The sequence below is a fragment of the Mycobacterium sp. IS-3022 genome, assembly GCF_001500065.1.
Taxonomy (GTDB): Bacteria; Actinomycetota; Actinomycetes; order Mycobacteriales; family Mycobacteriaceae; genus Mycobacterium.
In genome coordinates this window covers 229305-246663 of the sequence record NZ_LQIN01000034.1, presented here as the reverse complement: position 1 = coordinate 246663, position 17359 = coordinate 229305, and the positions used below count along the sequence as shown (strand labels likewise).

Here is a 17359-nt window from a genome sequence, read left to right as displayed (position 1 = left end):
GGCGTGATCGCGTGCCACAACCCGACACTCGCCGCACCTAGCCCGTCGTGCCGCCCATGATCTCGAACACGTCGAAGGTGTTGACACCGGCGGTGACCGACGGGTCGCGCTCGGCGATCGCGAGCACCTCGGCGCGGTCGGTGGCGCGCAGCACGCCCATTCCCCAGACACCTTCCGGATCTGCGACCGGTCCGTAGACGACGACGTGACCGTCGGCGAGCAGTTGCTGCCAGTACTCCTGATGCGCGGCCATGGCCTGCTGCTCGGCGGGCGTCATGGTCTGGGCGAAATCCGCTCGCGGCGGAATTAGCCGGAACAGGAACAGGTTCATCCGGCCAGCCGAGTCGCGGGATGCACGGCGATGAGCCCTAAACCGCTGCGCCGCTTGCACATCGCCGCGAGCTCCGCATACGCCTTCTCGCCGAGCAGTTCGGTCAGCTCGGGCCCGTAGGACTCCCAGACCGGCTTGCTGCCGACGTGCGCGTTCGGATCGCCGGTGCAGTACCAGTGCAGATCCGCGCCGCCTTCACCCCAGCCGCGACGGTCGTACTCGGTGATCCACGTCTTGAGGATTTCGGTCCCGTCGGGCCGCTCCACCCACTCCTGCGTGCGCCGGATCGGCAGCTGCCAGCACACGTCGGGTTTCATCGTCAGCGGTTCGACACCCAGCTTGAGTGCCTTGCTGTGCAGTGCGCAGCCGATGCCACCGGGAAAGCCGGGCCGGTTGAGAAAGATGCAGGCGCCCTTGTGTTTTCGGGTGCGCAGGTTGGGCTTGTCGTCGTAGGAGTCCATCTCGAGGTACCCCTTCTTACCGAGCCCCTTCTCGCGGAACTGCCAGTCCTCGTCGGTCAGCGTCTTGACCGCGTCGTCCAGGCGGGCGATGTCGTCCTTGTCGGACAGGAACGCGCCGTGCGAGCAGCAGCCGTCGTCCGGGCGCCCCTCGACCGTGCCCTGGCAGGCCGGTGTGCCGAACACACACGTCCAGCGGGAGCACAGCCACGTCAAATCGGCTGCGATCAGATGCTCGGGATTGTCCGGGTCGTAGAACTCGACCCACTCACGGGCGAAATCGAGTTCGACCTCGCCGGGATGCGATGCGCTCACGGTAATCAACGGTAGACCGATTAAGTTGAAGGTGTGCGATTAGGCGTGCTCGACGTGGGCAGCAATACCGTTCACCTTCTGGTGGTGGACGCGCGACGGGGCGGGCACCCGACACCGATGAGTTCCACCAAGGCCTCGTTGCGGCTCGCCGAGGCCATCGACGGCTCCGGCAAGCTGACCCGTAAGGGTGCGGACAAACTGATCGGCACCATCGACGAGTTCGCCAAGATCGCCACCAGTTCCGGGTGTTCGGAGCTGATGGCGTTCGCCACCTCGGCGGTGCGTGACGCCAAGAACTCCGAGGAGTTGCTCGCGCGGGTGCTCGCCGAGACGGGGGTCTCGCTGCGCGTACTCGCCGGGGTCGACGAGTCGAGGCTGACGTTCTTGGCCGTGCGGCGCTGGTACGGGTGGAGCGCCGGACGCATCATCAATATCGACATCGGCGGCGGGTCGCTGGAGCTGTCCAACGGTGTCGACGAGGAGCCGGAGGTGGCGCTGTCGCTCCCGCTCGGCGCGGGCCGGCTCACCCGCGAATGGCTGCCCGACGACCCACCGGGCCGTCGGCGGGTCGCGATGCTGCGCGACTGGCTGACCACCGAACTGGCCGACGCCGGGGCCGAGCTGCTCAAAGCCGGCGCCCCGGACCTGGCCGTTGCGACGTCGAAGACGTTCCGCTCGCTGGCCCGGTTGACCGGCGCCGCGCCGTCCGGGGCCGGTCCGCGGGTCAAACGGACGCTCACAGCCACCGGGTTAAGGCAGCTCATAGCATTCATCTCTAGGATGACCGCGGCCGACCGAGCGGAATTGGAAGGAGTGAGTGCCGAACGGGCGCCACAGATCGTGGCCGGAGCGTTGGTCGCCGAGGCGAGCATGAAGGCCCTGGCCGTCGAGAGCGTGGACATTTGCCCCTGGGCGTTGCGGGAAGGGCTGATTCTGCGGAGACTCGACAGCGAAGCCGACGGCAGCGGCTCCGTCGGTGCCGACGATCCGACGACGATCGGCGGCGCTGACAATCCGGCCTCAGTACAGACGTTTTTGCGCAATGCTGGACGATAGGTGACGAGGGCCGAAGGCAATACACCATGACAGGACCAGAAGACGACCACAGCAACACGCGACCCATCTCGGTTGCGGAGTTGCTGGCGCGCAACGGCACGATCGGTGCCCCGCCGATCGGCGGTCGGCGCCGGCGTCGCCGTGGGGACACCGACTCGATCTCCGTCGCCGAACTGACCGGCGAAATCCCGGTCGTCCGCGATCAGGACGACGCACCCGCGACCGGGCCGTCGGCCGCCGCGGTGGTCGATGCCCCGGCCGAGGCCGAATCCGAAACCGTCGAACCCGAACGCCTCGAACCCGTACCCGAAGCGGCCGAACCCGCTGCCACGAACGGCGCCCCTGACCACGTCGAGGAAGTATCGCCCGCCGCCGAGGACACCGGAGTCGAACCCGAGGCCTCCGCAGACGAGCAGGACGAGTACGCCGACGCCGTCGCCGACTACCAGACCCATGTCGAGCATCGCGACTCCGACGAAGACCTGGACTTCTTCGCCCCGCCGCGCCGCTCGCACTTCACCCGGCGCCGGTTCGGTTTCGGCGGGCGCAGTGGGGTGGGAGAGGACACCGGCGGGCGCAGCGGGGTGGGAGAGGACACCGGCGGGCGCAGCGGGGTGGGAGAGGACACCGGCGGGCGAAGCGCGGTGGGCGAGGACACCGACACCGGCGTGGGGGCCGAGCAGATGAGCCCGGACCCGTTCGACTGGTCCGATCCCAAGGCCGACGAGGAGGACGCCGCCGACGCTGCCGTCGATCTCGTCGAACCAGACGACGACGACCGCGAGGACCTGCCGTCATACCTGCGGTCCCCCGACAAGGACAGTGAGCTGTTCGGCGGTCCGGACGTCGCCGACGACGAGGTCCGGCGCGGCCGCGGCCTGGGCCCGGAGGACATCGATCTCGAGGACGACGCCGATGTGGCGCCATCGGGACCGATGTCGGCGTTCCTGCGCGGAGCCTGGGTCGTCGCCCAGTGTGTGATTGCGGTCGCTTTCGGTGCCGGCCTGTTCATCGCGTTCGATCAGCTGTGGAAGTGGAACAGCATCATCGCGCTGGTGCTCGGAGTGTTGGTGATCCTCGGCCTGGTGGTCGGGGTGCGGGTGGTGCGTAAGACCGAGGACATCGGCAGCACGCTGATCGCCGTCGCGGTCGGGGCGATGGTCACGTTCGGGCCGCTGGCACTGATGCAGGCGGGCTGAGGCGCCCAATAACTCGTGCGCCCAGCCATCAAGGTCGGTCTGTCGACGGCGTCGGTCTACCCGCTGAGAACCGAGGCGGCCTTTGAGTACGCGGCCCGCCTGGGCTACGACGGCGTCGAGCTGATGGTGTGGGCCGAGACCGTCAGCCAGGACGTGGAAGCCGTCGCGCGGTTGTCCGAGAAATACCACATGCCGGTGCTTTCGGTGCATGCACCGTGCCTGCTCATCTCGCAGCGCGTGTGGGGCGCCAACCCGATCCCGAAGCTCGAGCGCAGTGTGCGCGCGGCCGAGCAGCTGGGCGCCCAGACCGTCGTCGTGCATCCGCCGTTCCGGTGGCAGCGCCGCTACGCCGAAGGCTTCTCTGAGCAGGTCGCCGAGCTCGAGGCGGCCAGCGACGTGATGGTCGCCGTCGAGAACATGTTCCCGTTTCGGGCCGACCGGTTCTTCGGCGCAGGTCAGACCTCGATCGAGCGGATGCGCAAACGTGGCGGCAGGCCGGGGCCCGGCATCTCGGCGTTCGCGCCGTCCTACGACCCGCTCGACGGCAACCACGCGCACTACACGCTGGACCTGTCGCACACCGCGACCGCGGGCTCCGATGCGATCGAGATGGCCCGTCGGATGGGAGACGGGCTGGTGCACCTGCACCTGTGCGACGGCAGCGGCGCCTCGACCGACGAACATCTGGTGCCGGGCCGGGGCACGCAGCCGACGGTGGAGGTCTGCGAGATGCTGGCCGCGAGCGATTTCACCGGGCATGTGATCCTTGAGGTGACCACGTCGGGCGCCCGCACCGCCGCCGAACGCGAGGCGTTGCTGGTCGAGTCGTTGCAGTTCGCCCGCGCGCACCTGCTGCGCTGACCTCACCTTGCGAAGGAACCACCAGATGACCGGCTCCACCCTGTTCACCGACGCCATGGCGCTCACCGACGCCGGTGACGGCGTGTATCACGGTGAGCTGAACGAACATTGGACAATCGGGCCGAAGGTGCACGGCGGCGCGATGTTGGCGCTGTGCGCAAACGCGGCGCGAACAGAGCACGGCGGCGGGGACGTGCAGCCGATCGCGGTGTCCGGAAACTTCCTGTGGGCACCGGACCCCGGCCCGATGCAGGTGGTCACCACGGTGCGCAAGCGCGGACGTCGCATCAGCCTGATCGACGTCGAACTCAATCAGGGTGAGCGTACGGCCGTGCGGGCCGCGATCACGCTCGGCGACCCGGAGCATCACGTGGCGCCACTGCTGTCGGTCAACCCCGTGATCCCGCTGATGCAACCCGAGCCGCCGCCCGGTCTCGAGCCGATCGGCGAGGGACATCCGATGGCCGATATCGTGCACCTCGCGCACGGCTGCGACATCCGGCCCTCGCTGACCACCATGGCGCCGCGGTCCGACGGTGGACCGCCGGTCATCGAGTACTGGGTGCGCCCGAAAGGCGTTGCGCCCGATGTGTTGTTCGCGCTGCTGTGCGGCGATGTGTCGGCGCCGGTGACGTTGGGCGTGAACCGGTTCGGCTGGGCGCCGACCGTCCAGTTGACTGCGTATCTGCGTACCCTGCCCGCCGACGGGTGGCTGCGGGTGCTCTGCACGACGGTGGAGATCGGCCAGGACTGGTTCGACGAGGATCACATCGTCGTCGACTGTGAGGGCCGCATCGTGGTGCAGAGCCGCCAACTCGCGATGGTGCCGAGCGCGTAGCCGTACCGGCTTTCTGCAATGCTTTCCGGCATGGCCAGAATCGCGATCGTCGGCGGGGGAAGTATCGGTGAGGCACTCCTGTCCGGGCTGCTGCGCGCCGGGCGACAGGTCAAGGACCTGGTGGTGGCCGAGAAGGACCCGGCCCGGGCAAAACACCTCGCCGAGACGTATTCGGTGTTGGTGACGACGGTGTCCAACGCCGTGGACAACGCCGGCTACGTCGTCGTGGCCGTCAAGCCCGCCGACGTGGAGGAGCTCGTCGGGGAGATCGTCGATGCGGCCACCCAAGCCGAAAGCGACGCGGCCGAACAGGTTTTCGTGACGGTCGCCGCCGGTGTCACCACCGCCTACTACGAGAACAAGCTGCCGGCCGGGGCGCCGGTGATCCGTGTCATGCCCAACGCCCCGATCGTCGTCGGCGGGGGAGTCAGCGCGCTGTCCGCCGGCCGGTTCGCCACCGCGGAGCAGATGAAAGAGGTCTCCGCGATCTTCGACGCGGTCGGCGGCGTGCTGACCGTGCCCGAATCCCAACTCGACGCGGTCACCGCGCTCTCGGGTTCCGGGCCGGCCTACTTCTACCTGATGGTCGAGGCGCTCATCGACGCGGGCGTCGCCGCCGGGCTGTCGCGCACGGTGGCCACGGATCTGGTGGCGCAGACGATGGCGGGGTCGGCCGCGATGCTGCTGGACCGGCTCGACCGGGCCGCATCGGCCGGGGGAGCGGCCGGCTCGTCGTCGGGAATCACGATGGACACCACGCCCGCCCAGCTGCGCGCGACCGTTACCTCGCCGGGGGGGACCACAGCGGCTGGTCTGCGGGAACTCGAACGGAGTGGTTTGCGGGCGGCCGTCGCCGAAGCGGTCGAGGCCGCGAAAAGGCGCTCTGAGCAGCTCGGAATTACATCGGAGTAATTCGTTTAATTACCCACACCCGTCGCAGTAACACCATCTGCCACGCTATTCTCCTGGTGTAAGCACGGGTCGGTGCCAGCGGTGGGGAAGCCGCTGGGACTGCCCGTGCCTGAATGATTGGGTTGCGATGACGTCTATGAACGGGCCATCCGGGCGGGATTCGGCCAGTGGAAAGTCGGCTCGGGACGCCGGATCCGACGGTCAACAGCCACGAGCTCAATTTCTCACCGTCGCCGAAGTGGCGAGCCTGATGCGGGTCAGCAAAATGACGGTCTACCGGTTGGTGCACAACGGGGAGCTGCCCGCCGTCCGCGTCGGCCGGTCGTTCCGGGTGCACGCCAAGGCTGTTCACGACATGCTGGAGAGCTCGTACTTCGACGCAGGCTGATCTTCTTCACGCAAGCCCGCACCGGCGATCAGGCGAGTTTCGCGGTTACCTGCGCAGCCCGGTAAAGTGGCCGGGTCAATCAACAATGCTTGTTCGGCAAGTAGTCACAGGTAGCGGAGTTCATGGGTTCAGTCATCAAGAAGCGGCGCAAGCGCATGTCGAAGAAGAAGCACCGCAAGCTGCTTCGTCGCACCCGGGTCCAGCGCAGAAAACTCGGCAAGTAATCTCCGCGCGCGGTCGTTAGGCTGACCGGTCATGGATTCCGAGGGTCGTTCCACTGGGCACGCCAACGGGTCTGACTCGCGCGACGCCGTGCACTATCCCAAAGTCGTCCTGGTCACCGGGGCGTGCCGGTTCCTCGGCGGATACCTGACGGCCCGGCTGGCGCAGAACCCGTTGATCAACCATGTGATCGCCGTCGACGCGATCGCGCCGAGCAAGGACCTGCTGCGCCGGATGGGCCGCGCAGAGTTCGTCCGCGCCGACATCCGGAACCCGTTCATCGCGAAGGTCATTCGCAACGGCGACGTCGACACCGTGGTGCACGCCGCCGCGGCGTCCTACGCGCCCCGCTCCGGTGGGCGCGCGGCGCTGAAGGAGCTCAACGTGATGGGCGCGATCCAGTTGTTCGCGGCCTGCCAGAAGGCACCGTCGGTGCAACGCGTCGTACTCAAGTCCACTTCGGAGGTGTACGGCTCGAGCTCACGCGACCCGGTGCTGTTCACCGAGGACAGCAGCGCTCGACGTCCCCCGGGCGAAGGATTCGCCCGCGACAGCATCGACATCGAGGGTTACGCGCGCGGGCTGGGGCGGCGCCGGCCGGACATCGCGGTCACCATCCTGCGGCTGGCCAACATGATCGGTCCCGCGATGGACACCGCGTTGTCGCGCTACCTCGCCGGTCCGGTGGTGCCGACCGTCGTCGGGCACGACGCCCGGTTACAGCTGCTGCACGAGCAGGACGCGCTCGGGGCGCTCGAGCGCGCGACGATGGCGGGCAAGTCGGGCACCTACAACATCGGGGCGTCCGGCATCATCATGATGAGCCAGGCGATCCGGCGGGCCGGCCGAATCCCGCTTCCCGTGCCTCGATCGGCGCTGTGGGCAGTGGATTCGCTGAGGCGCGCGACTCGCTACACTGAACTCGATCGCGAGCAATTGGACTACCTGAGTTACGGCCGTGTTATGGACACATCGCGAATGCGAAACGAACTCGGCTACAACCCAAAGTGGACCACCGTGGAAGCCTTCGACGATTACGTCCGAGGCCGCGGATTGACTCCGATCGTCGACCCTCGGTGGGTACGCTCAATGGAGAGTCGCGCCGTCGCTGCGGCGCAGCGGTGGGGGCGCTAGGCTCATCAACTGATCGGGTGGGGAGAAGGTAACGACAGTGGCGGGCGAGTCCAAGGCGAAAGTCATTCCGCTGCACGCGAATTCGGGCCGTGCAGCGGCGCAGCGGCGCAACGCCGCGCGCACGCAGGGCTCTCGCCGACATCCCTCGCAGACCTCGGATCCGCTCGGTCGCGCCTCCGCTGAGGACATCGCCGCCGTCGTCCGTGAGATCGACGACCGCAGGGCTGGCGCCGCCGGCGTCCCGACCGTCGACGAGACGCCCACCGAACTCGCCAAGCGAATAGGGGCGGTCGCCGAATTCGTCCGCAAGCGGATGATGGGCGATTACGTCGTCGACGAATTCGGATTCGACGCCCACCTCAACAACGCAATCTTTTTGCCTTTGCTGAGAGTGTTCTTCAAGTCGTGGTTCCGCGTCGAGGTCAGCGGTGTCGAGCATCTGCCCGAGACGGGTGCCGCGCTGGTGGTTGCCAACCACGCCGGGGTGCTGCCGTTCGACGGGTTGATGGCGTCGGTGGCGGTGCACGACCACCACCCGGCACACCGCGACCTGCGCCTGCTTGCCGCCGACATGGTTTTCGACCTGCCGATGGTCGGTCAGGCCGCGCGTAAGGCCGGCCACACCATGGCCTGCACCGCCGATGCGCACCGCCTGCTGGCCGCCGGTGAGCTGACCGCGGTTTTCCCGGAGGGCTACAAGGGCCTGGGCAAGCACTTCAAGGACCGCTACAAGCTGCAGCGCTTCGGTCGCGGCGGCTTCGTCTCGGCCGCGCTGCGCACCAAGGCGCCCATCGTGCCGTGCTCGATCGTCGGCTCCGAGGAGATCTATCCGATGATCGGCGACGTCAAGCTGCTGGCCCGGCTGCTGGGGCTGCCGTACTTCCCGATCACGCCGTTCTTCCCGCTCGCAGGCCCGGCAGGGATGGTCCCGCTGCCGTCGAAGTGGCACATCCAGTTCGGCGAGCCGATCGAGACGGCCGATTACGACGAGTCGGCCGCCGAGGACCCGATGATCACGTTCGAGCTCACCGACCAGGTGCGCGAGACCATCCAGCAGACGCTGTACCAACTGCTCGCGCAGCGCCGCAACACGTTCCTCGGCTGAGTCTCCGGCTGAGCGTTCCTCCGCGAGCAGGCGCAAACTGCCCCCGAACGGGCCTCTTAAGGGGCACTTCGCGACTGCTCGCGCTAGAGGCTAGCTACCCGAACTAGTTTGCTTGGCAATCATTTTCGCGATCGCCTCATCGCGGGCGGCGGCGATGCGCTCGCTCACCTCGTCGGCCTCGGTGTCGGATTGCGCCTCGCCCATCACGGTGACGACGCTCGTCAGGACCGGGTTGCCGTCGGCGTCGGTGACCTCGCCGCGGACCTCGGTGACGACGGCCCCGTGTGATTCGGTCACCGAGTCGAGGTAGGAATCGAAGAACAGTTTGTCGCCGGCCACGATCGGGCGGTGGAAGGTGATCTTCTGGTCACGGTGCAGCACCCGCTCCATGTTGATCGGCACGTCGAACTGGTTGAAGATCTCGAGCTGGACGCGGCGACCGGCGACCGCGAGGAACGTCAACGGCGCTATCAACGAGTCGTAACCGCATTCCTTGGCGGCCTCTTCGCTGAAGTGGGCCGGGTGCTCGTCCTTGACCGCGCGCGCGAACTCCCGGATCTTTTCCCGGTCGACCTCGAAGTAATCGGGGTAGCGGTAATGAGTGCCGATGATGTTCTCTGCGATGGCCATACACGGTCTCTTCTGGTCGGAGTCAGCGGCGCGAGCCTATCAGCGGTTCAGCGGCCGTCCTGGCGACGGGAGACGACGGCGGCCAACGCCCCACCCGCCGCGCCCAGTGCCAGCGCCGACGGCACGCCGATGCGCGCGGCCTTGCGGGCGGTGCGGAAGTCGCGAATCTCCCAGCCCCGCTCCCGGGCGAGGTCGCGCAGGTCCGCGTCGGGATTGATCGCCACCGCGGTGCCGACCAGCGACAGCATCGGCACGTCGTTGAAGCTGTCCGAGTAGGCAGTGCAGCGACGCAGGTTGAGCCCTTCGCGGATGGCCAGTGACCGCACCGCATGGGCTTTGCCCGTCCCGTGCAGGATGTCGCCGACCAGGCGCCCGGTGAACACCCCGTCGACGGACTCCGCGACGGTGCCCAACGCCCCGGTCAGGCCCAGCCGCTTGGCGATCGTCGCGGCAAGTTCGTACGGCGTCGCCGTGACCAGCCACACCTGTTGGCCGGCATCGAGATGCATCTGCGCCAGCGAGCGGGTGCCAGGCCAGATCTTGTCGGCGATGATCTCGTCGTAGATCTCCTCGCCGACGGCCATCAGCTCGGCCGTCGACCGGCCTTCGATGAAAGCCAGCGCCTTACGACGGCCGGCGGCCACGTCGTCGCTGTTCTCCCGTCCGGTCAGCTGGAACTTGGCCTGTGCGTAGAGGAACTTCGCGACGTCGCCGTAGGTGAAGTACTTGCGAGCGGCCAGCCCGCGGGCGAAGTGGATCAGCGACGAGCCCTGCACCAGCGTGTTGTCGACGTCGAAGAACGCTGCCGCGGTCAGGTCGGGCGGCGGTGGCGACGGGGTGGTGGGCTCCTCGAGAACCAGACCGGTGACGGCCTGCTCGGCGCTCGCCTCACCGGCACGCTGCTGATCGGCGGCAGAGGCTGGTCCCGCCAACTGCTCGCCTTCGACGCGACCGGACTCAGACACGTTTCAACCCTAAGTCACGGTGGCGGGATACTTGTCGAGTGGACCGGCAGGTGGAGTTGCTGACGCGCGACGGCTGCACGATCTGCCGACGGGTCGCCGACCAGCTCACCGTGCTGGCGGATGAACTGGGTTTCACGCTGGTCATCACCGATGTCGACGCCGCAGCCGCGGCGGGCGAACCCGCGCGACGGGCGGAGTTCGGCGATCGTTTGCCGGTGGTGCTGCTCGACGGCGCCGAGCACAGTTACTGGGAGGTCGATGAGCCTCGGCTGCGTGCCGACCTGGCGAAGTGACTGCGGCCTCCGGCAGGAATTTGGTCACCTAACTGTTCACCGACTACCGTGGATGACGTGGTGATTAAGCCGTGAGCGTGCTGCTTTTCGGGGTTTCGCACCGCAGCGCGCCGGTGTCGGTGCTCGAACAACTCAGCACCGATGAATCCGATCAGGCAAAGATCGTCGACAAGGTGCTGCAGTCCTCCCTCGTCACCGAGGCGATGGTGCTGTCCACCTGCAACCGGGTCGAGGTCTACGCCGTCGTCGAGGCGTTCCACGGCGGTTTGTCGGTCATCGGCCAGGTGCTCTCCGAGCACTCCGGTATGGGCCTGGGCGACCTCACCAAATACGCCTACGTGCGCTACGCCGAAGCCGCCGTCGAGCACCTGTTCGCCGTCGCCTCCGGGCTGGACTCCGCCGTCATCGGAGAACAGCAGGTGCTCGGCCAGGTGCGCCGCGCCTATGCGGCCGCCGAGGCCAACCACACCGTGGGCCGCACGCTGCACGAGCTGTCGCAGCGGGCGTTGTCGGTCGGCAAGCGGGTGCACACGGAGACCGGGATCGACGCCGCCGGCGCCTCGGTGGTGTCCGTGGCGCTCGGCATGGCCGAAAGCAAGCTCGGTTCGCTCGCCGGCCGCACCGCGGTGGTGATCGGCGCGGGCGCGATGGGCTCGCTGGCCGCCAAGCATCTGACCCGCGCCGGCCTCGATCGCATCCACATCGTGAACCGCAGCCTGCCGCGGGCCAAGCGACTCGCGGCGAAGGTCCGCGAATTGGGCATCGAGGCCCATGCCTTCCCGTTCGACCATCTGCCGCCGCTGCTCACCGACGCCGACGTGGTCGTCAGCTGCACCGGCGCGGTGCGGCCCGTCGTCTCCCTGGCCGACGTGCACCGCGGCCTGGCGCACGGCCAAGAGCCCAAGCAGCTGGTGATCTGCGACCTCGGCATGCCCCGCGACGTCGATCCTGCGGTGGCGGGGCTGCCCGGCGTCTACGTGGTGGACATGGAGCGCATCCAGCGTGAGCCGTCGGCCCGCGCCGCCGCCTCCGACGCCGAAGCCGCGCGCGCGATCGTCGCCGCCGAGGTCGCCAATTATCTGGCCGGTCAGCGAATGGCCGAGGTCACCCCGACCGTCACCGCGTTGCGGCAGCGCGCCGCCGACGTGGTCGAGGCCGAACTGCTCAGGCTGGACAACCGGCTGCCCGGGCTGGACGCGGCTCACCGCGACGAGGTCGCCAAGACCGTGCGCCGGGTGGTCGACAAGCTGCTGCACGCCCCGACCGTGCGGGTCAAACAGCTGGCCAGCGCACCCGGCGGCGACAGCTACGCCGAGGCGCTGCGCGAGTTGTTCGAGCTCGACCAACAGGCCGTCGATGCCGTCGCTGGCCCCGAAATGCCATTGATACCAACTGATTTCGACAAGGCCGAGTAACGCTTGACTGTAATTCGGATAGGCACCCGGGGCAGCCTGCTGGCGACCACCCAGGCCGGTACGGTCCGGGATGCGCTGATTGCCAACGGGCACGCCGCAGAACTCGTCACCATCTCCACCGAGGGCGACCGCAACCAGGGCCCCATCGCCGACATCGGCGTGGGCGTGTTCACCGCCGCTCTGCGGGAGGCCATCGATGACGGCCGGGTGGACGCCGCCGTGCACTCCTTCAAGGATTTGCCGACCGCGGCCGACCCGCGTTTCGTCATCGCTGCAAGCCCCCCGCGCGAAGACCCGCGCGACGCGCTGGTCGCCCGTGACGGACTGGTGCTCGGAGAGTTGCCGGCCGGCTCGCTGATCGGCACGTCGAGCCCGCGGCGGGCCGCACAGCTTAGAGCACTGGGTCTCGGTTTGGAAATCCGCCCCCTAAGAGGCAACCTGGATACCAGGTTGAACAGGGTTAGCAACGGTGATCTCGACGGCATCGTAGTCGCACGGGCGGGACTGGCTCGCATCGGGCGGCTGGCCGATGTCACCGAGACTCTCGAGTCGGTGCAGATGTTGCCAGCGCCGGCTCAAGGTGCGCTCGCGGTCGAGTGCCGCGCGGACGACACCGAGCTCGCCGCGCTGCTGGCGGAGTTGGACGACGCCGACACGCGCGCCGCAGTCACCGCTGAACGGGCCCTGCTCGCCCGACTGGAGGCGGGTTGTTCCGCACCGGTGGGCGCGATCGCTGAGGTGGTCGAGTCCATCGATGAGGACGGCAACGTCTTCGAAGAGGTGTCGCTGCGCGGCTGCGTGGCGGCGCTGAACGGATCCGACGTGATCCGCGCGTCCGGCGTCGGCACTCCCGACCGGGCCCGGGAGCTGGGGCTCTCGGTGGCCGAGGAGTTGTTCGACCTGGGGGCGCGCGAGCTCATGGCGGACGCCGATTGAAGCAGTAGAGCTGCGATGAGCGTTGAGCGAAGAGCAGAGAGATGAGTGACTGAGATGACAGGCCAGACCAGCGGGCGGGGGCGCAAGCCGAAGCCGGGCCGCATCACGTTCGTCGGTTCGGGTCCCGGTGACCCCGGACTGCTGACGACGCGGGCCCGCACCGTGCTCGGCAACGCCGCCCTGGTGTTCACCGATCCCGACGTGCCGGAGGCGGTGCTGGCCCTGGTGGGTAGCGAGCTGCCGCCCCCGTCGGGTCCCGAACCCGCGGCGGCAGCGCCGGCCGACGGCGACGCCGGGGGCGATGAGGCGCCGACGATCCCAGGCGGACCCGACATCCGGTCGGCCGTCGGCGATCCGGCCGAGGTGGCCAAGACGCTGATCGCCGAGGCCCGCACGGGTGTCGACGTGGTGCGGCTGGTCGCCGGGGATCCACTGTCGGTGGACGCGGTGATCAGCGAGGTGTCGGCGCTGGCGAAGTCGCACCTGAACTTCGAGATCGTGCCGGGCCTGCCGGACACCACGGCGGTACCCACGTACGCGGGCCTGCCGCTGGGCTCGGCCCACACCGTGGCCGACGTTCGCGACCCGCACGTCGACTGGGCCGCGCTGGCCGCCGCACCGGGACCGCTGATCCTGCACGCCACGGCGACCCACCTGGCCGATGCGGCGCGCACGCTGATCGAGTACGGGCTCACCGCCACCACGCCCGTGGTGGTGACGGCCAGCGGCACAACATGCCAACAGCGTTCGGTCGAGACGACACTGGACGGGCTGCTCGACAAGGCGGTGCTGGACAAGCCGACGGGCATCGAGCCGGCCGGCCCCTTGGCCGGCCCCCTGGTCGTGACCATCGGCAAGACCGTGGCCAACCGCGCCAAGCTGAACTGGTGGGAAAGCCGTGCGCTGTACGGCTGGACCGTGCTGGTGCCGCGCACCAAGGACCAGGCCGGCGAGATGAGCGACAAGCTGGTGGGTCACGGAGCGCTCCCCATCGAGGTGCCCACCATCGCGGTAGAGCCGCCGCGCAGCCCGGCGCAGATGGAGCGCGCGGTCAAGGGTCTGGTCGACGGCCGGTTCCAGTGGGTGGTGTTCACCTCCACCAATGCGGTACGCGCGGTGTGGGAGAAGTTCAACGAGTTCGGTCTCGACGCGCGGGCCTTCTCCGGGGTGAAGATCGCCTGCGTCGGCCAGGCCACCGCCGACCGGGTGCGGGCGTTCGGCATCAACCCCGAACTGGTGCCGGCCGGCGAACAATCGTCGCTCGGCTTGCTCGATGAGTTCCCGCCGTACGACGACGTTTTCGATCCGGTGAACCGTGTGCTGCTGCCGCGCGCCGACATCGCCACCGAGACGCTGGCCGAGGGGCTGCGCGAACGTGGTTGGGAGATCGAGGATGTCACGGCCTACCGCACGGTGCGCGCCGCGCCGCCGCCCGCGCACACCCGCGAGATGATCAAGACCGGTGGCTTCGACGCGGTCTGCTTCACCTCGAGCTCGACGGTTCGCAACCTGGTCGGCATCGCGGGCAAGCCGCACGCGCGGACCATCGTCGCGTGCATCGGGCCCAAAACCGCCGAGACCGCAGCCGAATTCGGCCTTCGGGTGGATGTGCAGCCCGAAGTCGCGGCCGTCGGGCCGCTGGTGGAGGCGCTCGCCGAACACGCCGCCCGGTTGCGCGCCGAGGGCGCACTGCCGCCGCCGCGTAAGAAGAGCCGGCGTCGCTGACCGCGAGGAGCCGCTAGTGGGCTTTCCCAGGCATCGGCCGCGCAGGCTGCGCGCCACGCCGGCGATGCGGCGACTCGTCGCCGAAACCACTTTGGAGCCACGACAACTGGTGCTGCCGATGTTCGTCGCCGACGGCATCGATGAACCACGCGAAATCGGTTCCATGCCCGGTGTCGTGCAGCACACCCGTGACTCGCTGCGTCGCGCCGCCGCCGACGCCGTGGCCGCGGGCGTGGGCGGCCTGATGCTGTTCGGCGTGCCGCGCGACGAGGACAAGGACCCAACGGGGTCTGCGGGGGTGGCCGAGGACGGCGTTCTCAACGTCGCGCTGCGCGATCTCGCCAAGGACCTCGGCGACGACACGGTGCTGATGGCCGACACCTGCCTCGACGAGTTCACCGACCACGGCCACTGCGGGATTTTGGACGGGACGGGCAGGGTTGATAATGACCTGACCAACCGACGATACGTGGAACTCGCTGTGGCACAAGCCGATTCGGGTGCACACGTGGTCGGGCCGAGCGGCATGATGGACGGCCAGGTCGCAGCGATCCGGGACGGCCTGGACGCCGCGGGGCACACCGACACGGTGATCCTGGCCTACGCCGCGAAGTTCGCCTCCGGTTTCTACGGCCCGTTCCGGGAGGCGGTGGGGTCGAGCCTGCGCGGGGATCGCCGTACGTACCAACAGAATCCGGGCAACGCCCGGGAAGCACTGCACGAGGTCGAACTCGACATCGACGAGGGCGCCGACATCGTGATGGTCAAGCCCGCGATGGGATATCTCGACGTCGTGCGTGCGGCCGCGGACCTCTCGCCCGTGCCGGTGGCCGCCTACCAGGTGTCCGGCGAGTATTCGATGATCAGCGCCGCGGCCGCCAACGGTTGGATCGACCTGCAGACCGTCGCGCTGGAGACCCTCATGGGTATCCGGCGGGCGGGCGCCGACATCGTGTTGACGTACTGGGCGGCCGACGTCGCCGGTTGGTTGGCGTGAGCCCGGAACCGCCCGCCGCGCCCGGTGCCCGACCGGAGGACGTCGACACCGGCTTCTGGCTCTGGGTGGCGGCGCTTGCGCTGATGGTCGTCGGGCATGTCGTCGACCTACTGGTCACCGATCGCGCTCGCGAGCTGCCGGTCCCGGTGCTGGTGGTCTCGGTGACCTTCGTGGTGATCCTTGCGGCCGTCGTACTGACCTTCCAGATCCTGATGCGGCACGGCTACCGGTGGGCCCGCACCGTGCTGACCGGCGCCGGTCTGGCGGTGGTCGTCTATGTGGCGACCAGCCTGTTCAACTCTGACCGTCCGGCCGCCGCCGCGGTCGCCTACGCCGTCACCGCCATCCTCGGGTCGGTGCTGATCCTCGGGGGCGCATATCTCTTGCACCGCAAAGACGCCACAGATTACTTCACGCGGTGACGGGTTAGGCTGACCCGACCATGACCGCTCCCGCGCCGCGAACCCGCGTCGTCACCGCCGCCTTCTGGTGCTGGGTCGTCGCCTCGGTGATGTTGATGGTCGGCGGGTTGATCGCCGCCTCGGTGAACCTGCCGGCCCTGTTCCGCGGCGCGGGCATGCTCACGGTCGCCGCCGGCGCCGGTATGGCATTCCTTGCCGGCCGGATCCGCACCGGTGATGTCCGGTTCCGCAGGGCGGGTGTCGCGCTGTCGTTGACGATCGTCGTGTTCGTCGTGCTGCTCTCGGCGCGGGGCATCGTGCACATCGTGACCCTGATCGCGGTCCTGCCGCTGATCGCCGGGGCGATCCTCGTCACCCGGCCGGGTGCGGCGAAGCAAGAGGAACCGACGTGACCGACAACCAGGTCCGACCCCAAGTGCTGTTCTACGAGCAGGGAGCCAGCTGGTGGTGGGTGGCGGCAGGGCCCGCGGCGGCGATCGCCATGGGGTTGATCCAGGCGTCCGCCGGCTACGGCTTCCAGGTGCTGATGCCCGGCGTGTTCCTCGTGCTCGTCAGCGGCTTCCTCGGGATCCAGGTCAAGGCCGCGCGCATCCACACCTCGGTCGAGCTGACGCCGGAGACCCTGCGGCAGGGCACCGAACGCATCCGCACCGACGAGATCGTCCGCGTCTACCCCGAAGCGACCGGCAGCGAGACGCCGAAGTGGCAGGCGGCACGGGCGCTCGGCGAGCTCACCGGCGTTCCGCGTGGCCGCACCGGCATCGGGCTCAAGCTGACCAACGACCGCACCGCGCAGGCGTGGGCGCGCAAGCACCAGCGGCTGCGGGAGGCGCTGACTCAGCTGATCGAAGAGCGCATCCCACCGGCATGACCGTACGGGCAACGCTGGAGCTGATGCTGGCCCTCGCCGCGGCGGTCGGCAGCGTGCTGAGCTGGCTGGCGGCCACCACCACGGTCATGGTGGCGCCGGTGCTCGAAGGCGAACCCCCGACGACGTCGGTGGAGTACAGCGCGCCCCTGCTGGGGCTGGCGCTGGTGTTGGCGACGGTCGCGGGCGTGCTGGCGGTGCTCGCGGTGGCACGGTTCCGCCGCCGCCGCCCTCCTCCCGCCCGCGGGTGACCGCGTCTGCACGGCGACACGCCCGCTGCACCGCGTAG

22 protein-coding genes are annotated in these 17359 nt (G+C 68.7%); 18 read left to right on the top strand and 4 right to left on the bottom strand.

What is annotated here, in order from left to right; all coding sequences use genetic code 11:
• Nucleotides 1-37 precede the first annotated feature (37 nt).
• Both AU188_RS18425 and AU188_RS18420 read right to left on the bottom strand, forming a co-directional pair.
• Complete coding sequence (locus tag AU188_RS18425) at nucleotides 38-331, bottom strand: YciI family protein (RefSeq protein WP_172799536.1); 294 nt, start codon at nucleotides 329-331, stop codon at nucleotides 38-40.
• Nucleotides 328-1104: a DUF3109 family protein gene (locus AU188_RS18420; protein ID WP_059099135.1), complete on the bottom strand. Its 777-nt coding sequence runs from the start codon at nucleotides 1102-1104 to the stop codon at nucleotides 328-330. The genes AU188_RS18425 and AU188_RS18420 overlap by 4 nt, the downstream gene beginning before the upstream one ends.
• A 33-nt stretch (nucleotides 1105-1137) precedes the next feature.
• Between AU188_RS18420 and AU188_RS18415 the strand changes: the two genes are divergently transcribed.
• The 9 genes from AU188_RS18415 to AU188_RS18380 all read left to right on the top strand — a co-directional run bounded on the left by AU188_RS18415 (nucleotide 1138) and on the right by AU188_RS18380 (nucleotide 8819).
• Nucleotides 1138-2160, top strand: a complete 1023-nt coding sequence (locus tag AU188_RS18415) for a Ppx/GppA family phosphatase (protein WP_059164939.1) — start codon at nucleotides 1138-1140, stop codon at nucleotides 2158-2160.
• Nucleotides 2161-2186: 26 nt separating this feature from the next.
• On the top strand, nucleotides 2187-3359 hold the full coding sequence (locus AU188_RS18410) for an Rv0497 family membrane protein (protein WP_059164940.1): 1173 nt from the start codon (nucleotides 2187-2189) through the stop codon (nucleotides 3357-3359).
• 15 nt (nucleotides 3360-3374) lie between these two features.
• Complete coding sequence (locus AU188_RS18405; protein ID WP_059164941.1) at nucleotides 3375-4220, top strand: sugar phosphate isomerase/epimerase family protein; 846 nt, start codon at nucleotides 3375-3377, stop codon at nucleotides 4218-4220.
• A 25-nt stretch (nucleotides 4221-4245) separates the two neighbouring features.
• Nucleotides 4246-5058: a thioesterase family protein gene (locus AU188_RS18400; protein WP_059164942.1), complete on the top strand. Its 813-nt coding sequence runs from the start codon at nucleotides 4246-4248 to the stop codon at nucleotides 5056-5058.
• 30 nt (nucleotides 5059-5088) lie between these two features.
• Nucleotides 5089-5970, top strand: coding sequence for a pyrroline-5-carboxylate reductase (gene proC, locus AU188_RS18395; RefSeq protein ID WP_156426736.1), 882 nt, complete (start codon nucleotides 5089-5091; stop codon nucleotides 5968-5970).
• Between the two features lie 127 nt (nucleotides 5971-6097).
• Nucleotides 6098-6358 carry a helix-turn-helix domain-containing protein gene (locus tag AU188_RS18390; protein ID WP_059099129.1) on the top strand — a complete coding sequence of 87 codons (261 nt, stop codon included), beginning with the start codon at nucleotides 6098-6100 and terminating at the stop codon, nucleotides 6356-6358.
• Between the two features lie 122 nt (nucleotides 6359-6480).
• Nucleotides 6481-6582: a 30S ribosomal protein bS22 gene (locus AU188_RS25040; RefSeq protein WP_003402602.1), complete on the top strand. Its 102-nt coding sequence runs from the start codon at nucleotides 6481-6483 to the stop codon at nucleotides 6580-6582.
• Between the two features lie 31 nt (nucleotides 6583-6613).
• A complete protein-coding gene (locus tag AU188_RS18385) occupies nucleotides 6614-7714 on the top strand; it encodes an SDR family oxidoreductase (protein WP_059164944.1) in 1101 nt (366 codons plus the stop codon).
• A 37-nt stretch (nucleotides 7715-7751) separates the two neighbouring features.
• Nucleotides 7752-8819: a lysophospholipid acyltransferase family protein gene (locus tag AU188_RS18380; RefSeq protein WP_059164945.1), complete on the top strand. Its 1068-nt coding sequence runs from the start codon at nucleotides 7752-7754 to the stop codon at nucleotides 8817-8819.
• Nucleotides 8820-8909: 90 nt separating this feature from the next.
• On the opposite strand, the gene AU188_RS18375 is transcribed toward AU188_RS18380, so the two are convergent.
• Both AU188_RS18375 and AU188_RS18370 read right to left on the bottom strand, forming a co-directional pair.
• Entirely contained in the window at nucleotides 8910-9449 is a 540-nt protein-coding gene (locus tag AU188_RS18375; protein ID WP_059164946.1) for an FAS1-like dehydratase domain-containing protein, read from the bottom strand.
• A 47-nt stretch (nucleotides 9450-9496) separates the two neighbouring features.
• Complete coding sequence (locus tag AU188_RS18370) at nucleotides 9497-10414, bottom strand: HAD family hydrolase (RefSeq protein WP_059164947.1); 918 nt, start codon at nucleotides 10412-10414, stop codon at nucleotides 9497-9499.
• Nucleotides 10415-10452: 38 nt separating this feature from the next.
• On the opposite strand from AU188_RS18370, the gene AU188_RS18365 reads away from it, so the two are divergent.
• From AU188_RS18365 to AU188_RS18325, 9 genes are all read left to right on the top strand, one after another.
• The gene (locus AU188_RS18365; protein WP_059164948.1) at nucleotides 10453-10707 is read left to right on the top strand and encodes a glutaredoxin family protein; all 255 of its coding nucleotides are present in this window, start codon (nucleotides 10453-10455) and stop codon (nucleotides 10705-10707) included.
• Between the two features lie 71 nt (nucleotides 10708-10778).
• A complete protein-coding gene (locus AU188_RS18360; protein ID WP_059164949.1) occupies nucleotides 10779-12122 on the top strand; it encodes a glutamyl-tRNA reductase in 1344 nt (447 codons plus the stop codon).
• 3 nt (nucleotides 12123-12125) lie between these two features.
• Nucleotides 12126-13058, top strand: coding sequence for a hydroxymethylbilane synthase (gene hemC, locus AU188_RS18355; RefSeq protein ID WP_059164950.1), 933 nt, complete (start codon nucleotides 12126-12128; stop codon nucleotides 13056-13058).
• Nucleotides 13059-13112: 54 nt separating this feature from the next.
• Nucleotides 13113-14783 carry a bifunctional uroporphyrinogen-III C-methyltransferase/uroporphyrinogen-III synthase gene (locus tag AU188_RS18350; protein WP_059164951.1) on the top strand — a complete coding sequence of 557 codons (1671 nt, stop codon included), beginning with the start codon at nucleotides 13113-13115 and terminating at the stop codon, nucleotides 14781-14783.
• Between the two features lie 16 nt (nucleotides 14784-14799).
• Nucleotides 14800-15780: a porphobilinogen synthase gene (gene hemB / locus AU188_RS18345; RefSeq protein WP_082686683.1), complete on the top strand. Its 981-nt coding sequence runs from the start codon at nucleotides 14800-14802 to the stop codon at nucleotides 15778-15780.
• Entirely contained in the window at nucleotides 15777-16202 is a 426-nt protein-coding gene (locus AU188_RS18340) for a hypothetical protein (protein WP_059164953.1), read from the top strand. Before hemB ends, AU188_RS18340 begins: the two co-directional genes overlap by 4 nt.
• A gap of 20 nt (nucleotides 16203-16222) precedes the next feature.
• A complete protein-coding gene (locus AU188_RS18335; protein ID WP_059164954.1) occupies nucleotides 16223-16594 on the top strand; it encodes a hypothetical protein in 372 nt (123 codons plus the stop codon).
• Nucleotides 16591-17073, top strand: a complete 483-nt coding sequence (mce1N, locus tag AU188_RS18330; protein ID WP_059164955.1) for a transport-regulating membrane protein Mce1N — start codon at nucleotides 16591-16593, stop codon at nucleotides 17071-17073. The genes AU188_RS18335 and mce1N overlap by 4 nt, the downstream gene beginning before the upstream one ends.
• Complete coding sequence (locus AU188_RS18325; RefSeq protein ID WP_059164956.1) at nucleotides 17070-17321, top strand: hypothetical protein; 252 nt, start codon at nucleotides 17070-17072, stop codon at nucleotides 17319-17321. The genes mce1N and AU188_RS18325 overlap by 4 nt, the downstream gene beginning before the upstream one ends.
• The last annotated feature ends 38 nt before the right edge of the window (nucleotides 17322-17359 follow it).

Excerpts from the sequence above, each read along its gene's own strand:
- AU188_RS18425 (WP_172799536.1), bottom strand. The coding sequence starts at position 331 with ATGAACCTGTTCCTGTTCCGGCTAATTCCGCCGCGAGCGGATTTCGCC.
- AU188_RS18410 (WP_059164940.1), top strand. The coding sequence starts at position 2,187 with ATGACAGGACCAGAAGACGACCACAGCAACACGCGACCCATCTCGGTT.
- AU188_RS18400 (WP_059164942.1), top strand. The coding sequence starts at position 4,246 with ATGACCGGCTCCACCCTGTTCACCGACGCCATGGCGCTCACCGACGCC.
- proC (WP_156426736.1), top strand. The coding sequence starts at position 5,089 with ATGGCCAGAATCGCGATCGTCGGCGGGGGAAGTATCGGTGAGGCACTC.
- AU188_RS18390 (WP_059099129.1), top strand. The coding sequence starts at position 6,098 with ATGACGTCTATGAACGGGCCATCCGGGCGGGATTCGGCCAGTGGAAAG.
- AU188_RS25040 (WP_003402602.1), top strand. The coding sequence starts at position 6,481 with ATGGGTTCAGTCATCAAGAAGCGGCGCAAGCGCATGTCGAAGAAGAAG.
- AU188_RS18385 (WP_059164944.1), top strand. The coding sequence starts at position 6,614 with ATGGATTCCGAGGGTCGTTCCACTGGGCACGCCAACGGGTCTGACTCG.
- AU188_RS18375 (WP_059164946.1), bottom strand. The coding sequence starts at position 9,449 with ATGGCCATCGCAGAGAACATCATCGGCACTCATTACCGCTACCCCGAT.
- AU188_RS18350 (WP_059164951.1), top strand. The coding sequence starts at position 13,113 with ATGACAGGCCAGACCAGCGGGCGGGGGCGCAAGCCGAAGCCGGGCCGC.
- AU188_RS18335 (WP_059164954.1), top strand. The coding sequence starts at position 16,223 with ATGACCGCTCCCGCGCCGCGAACCCGCGTCGTCACCGCCGCCTTCTGG.
- AU188_RS18325 (WP_059164956.1), top strand. The coding sequence starts at position 17,070 with ATGACCGTACGGGCAACGCTGGAGCTGATGCTGGCCCTCGCCGCGGCG.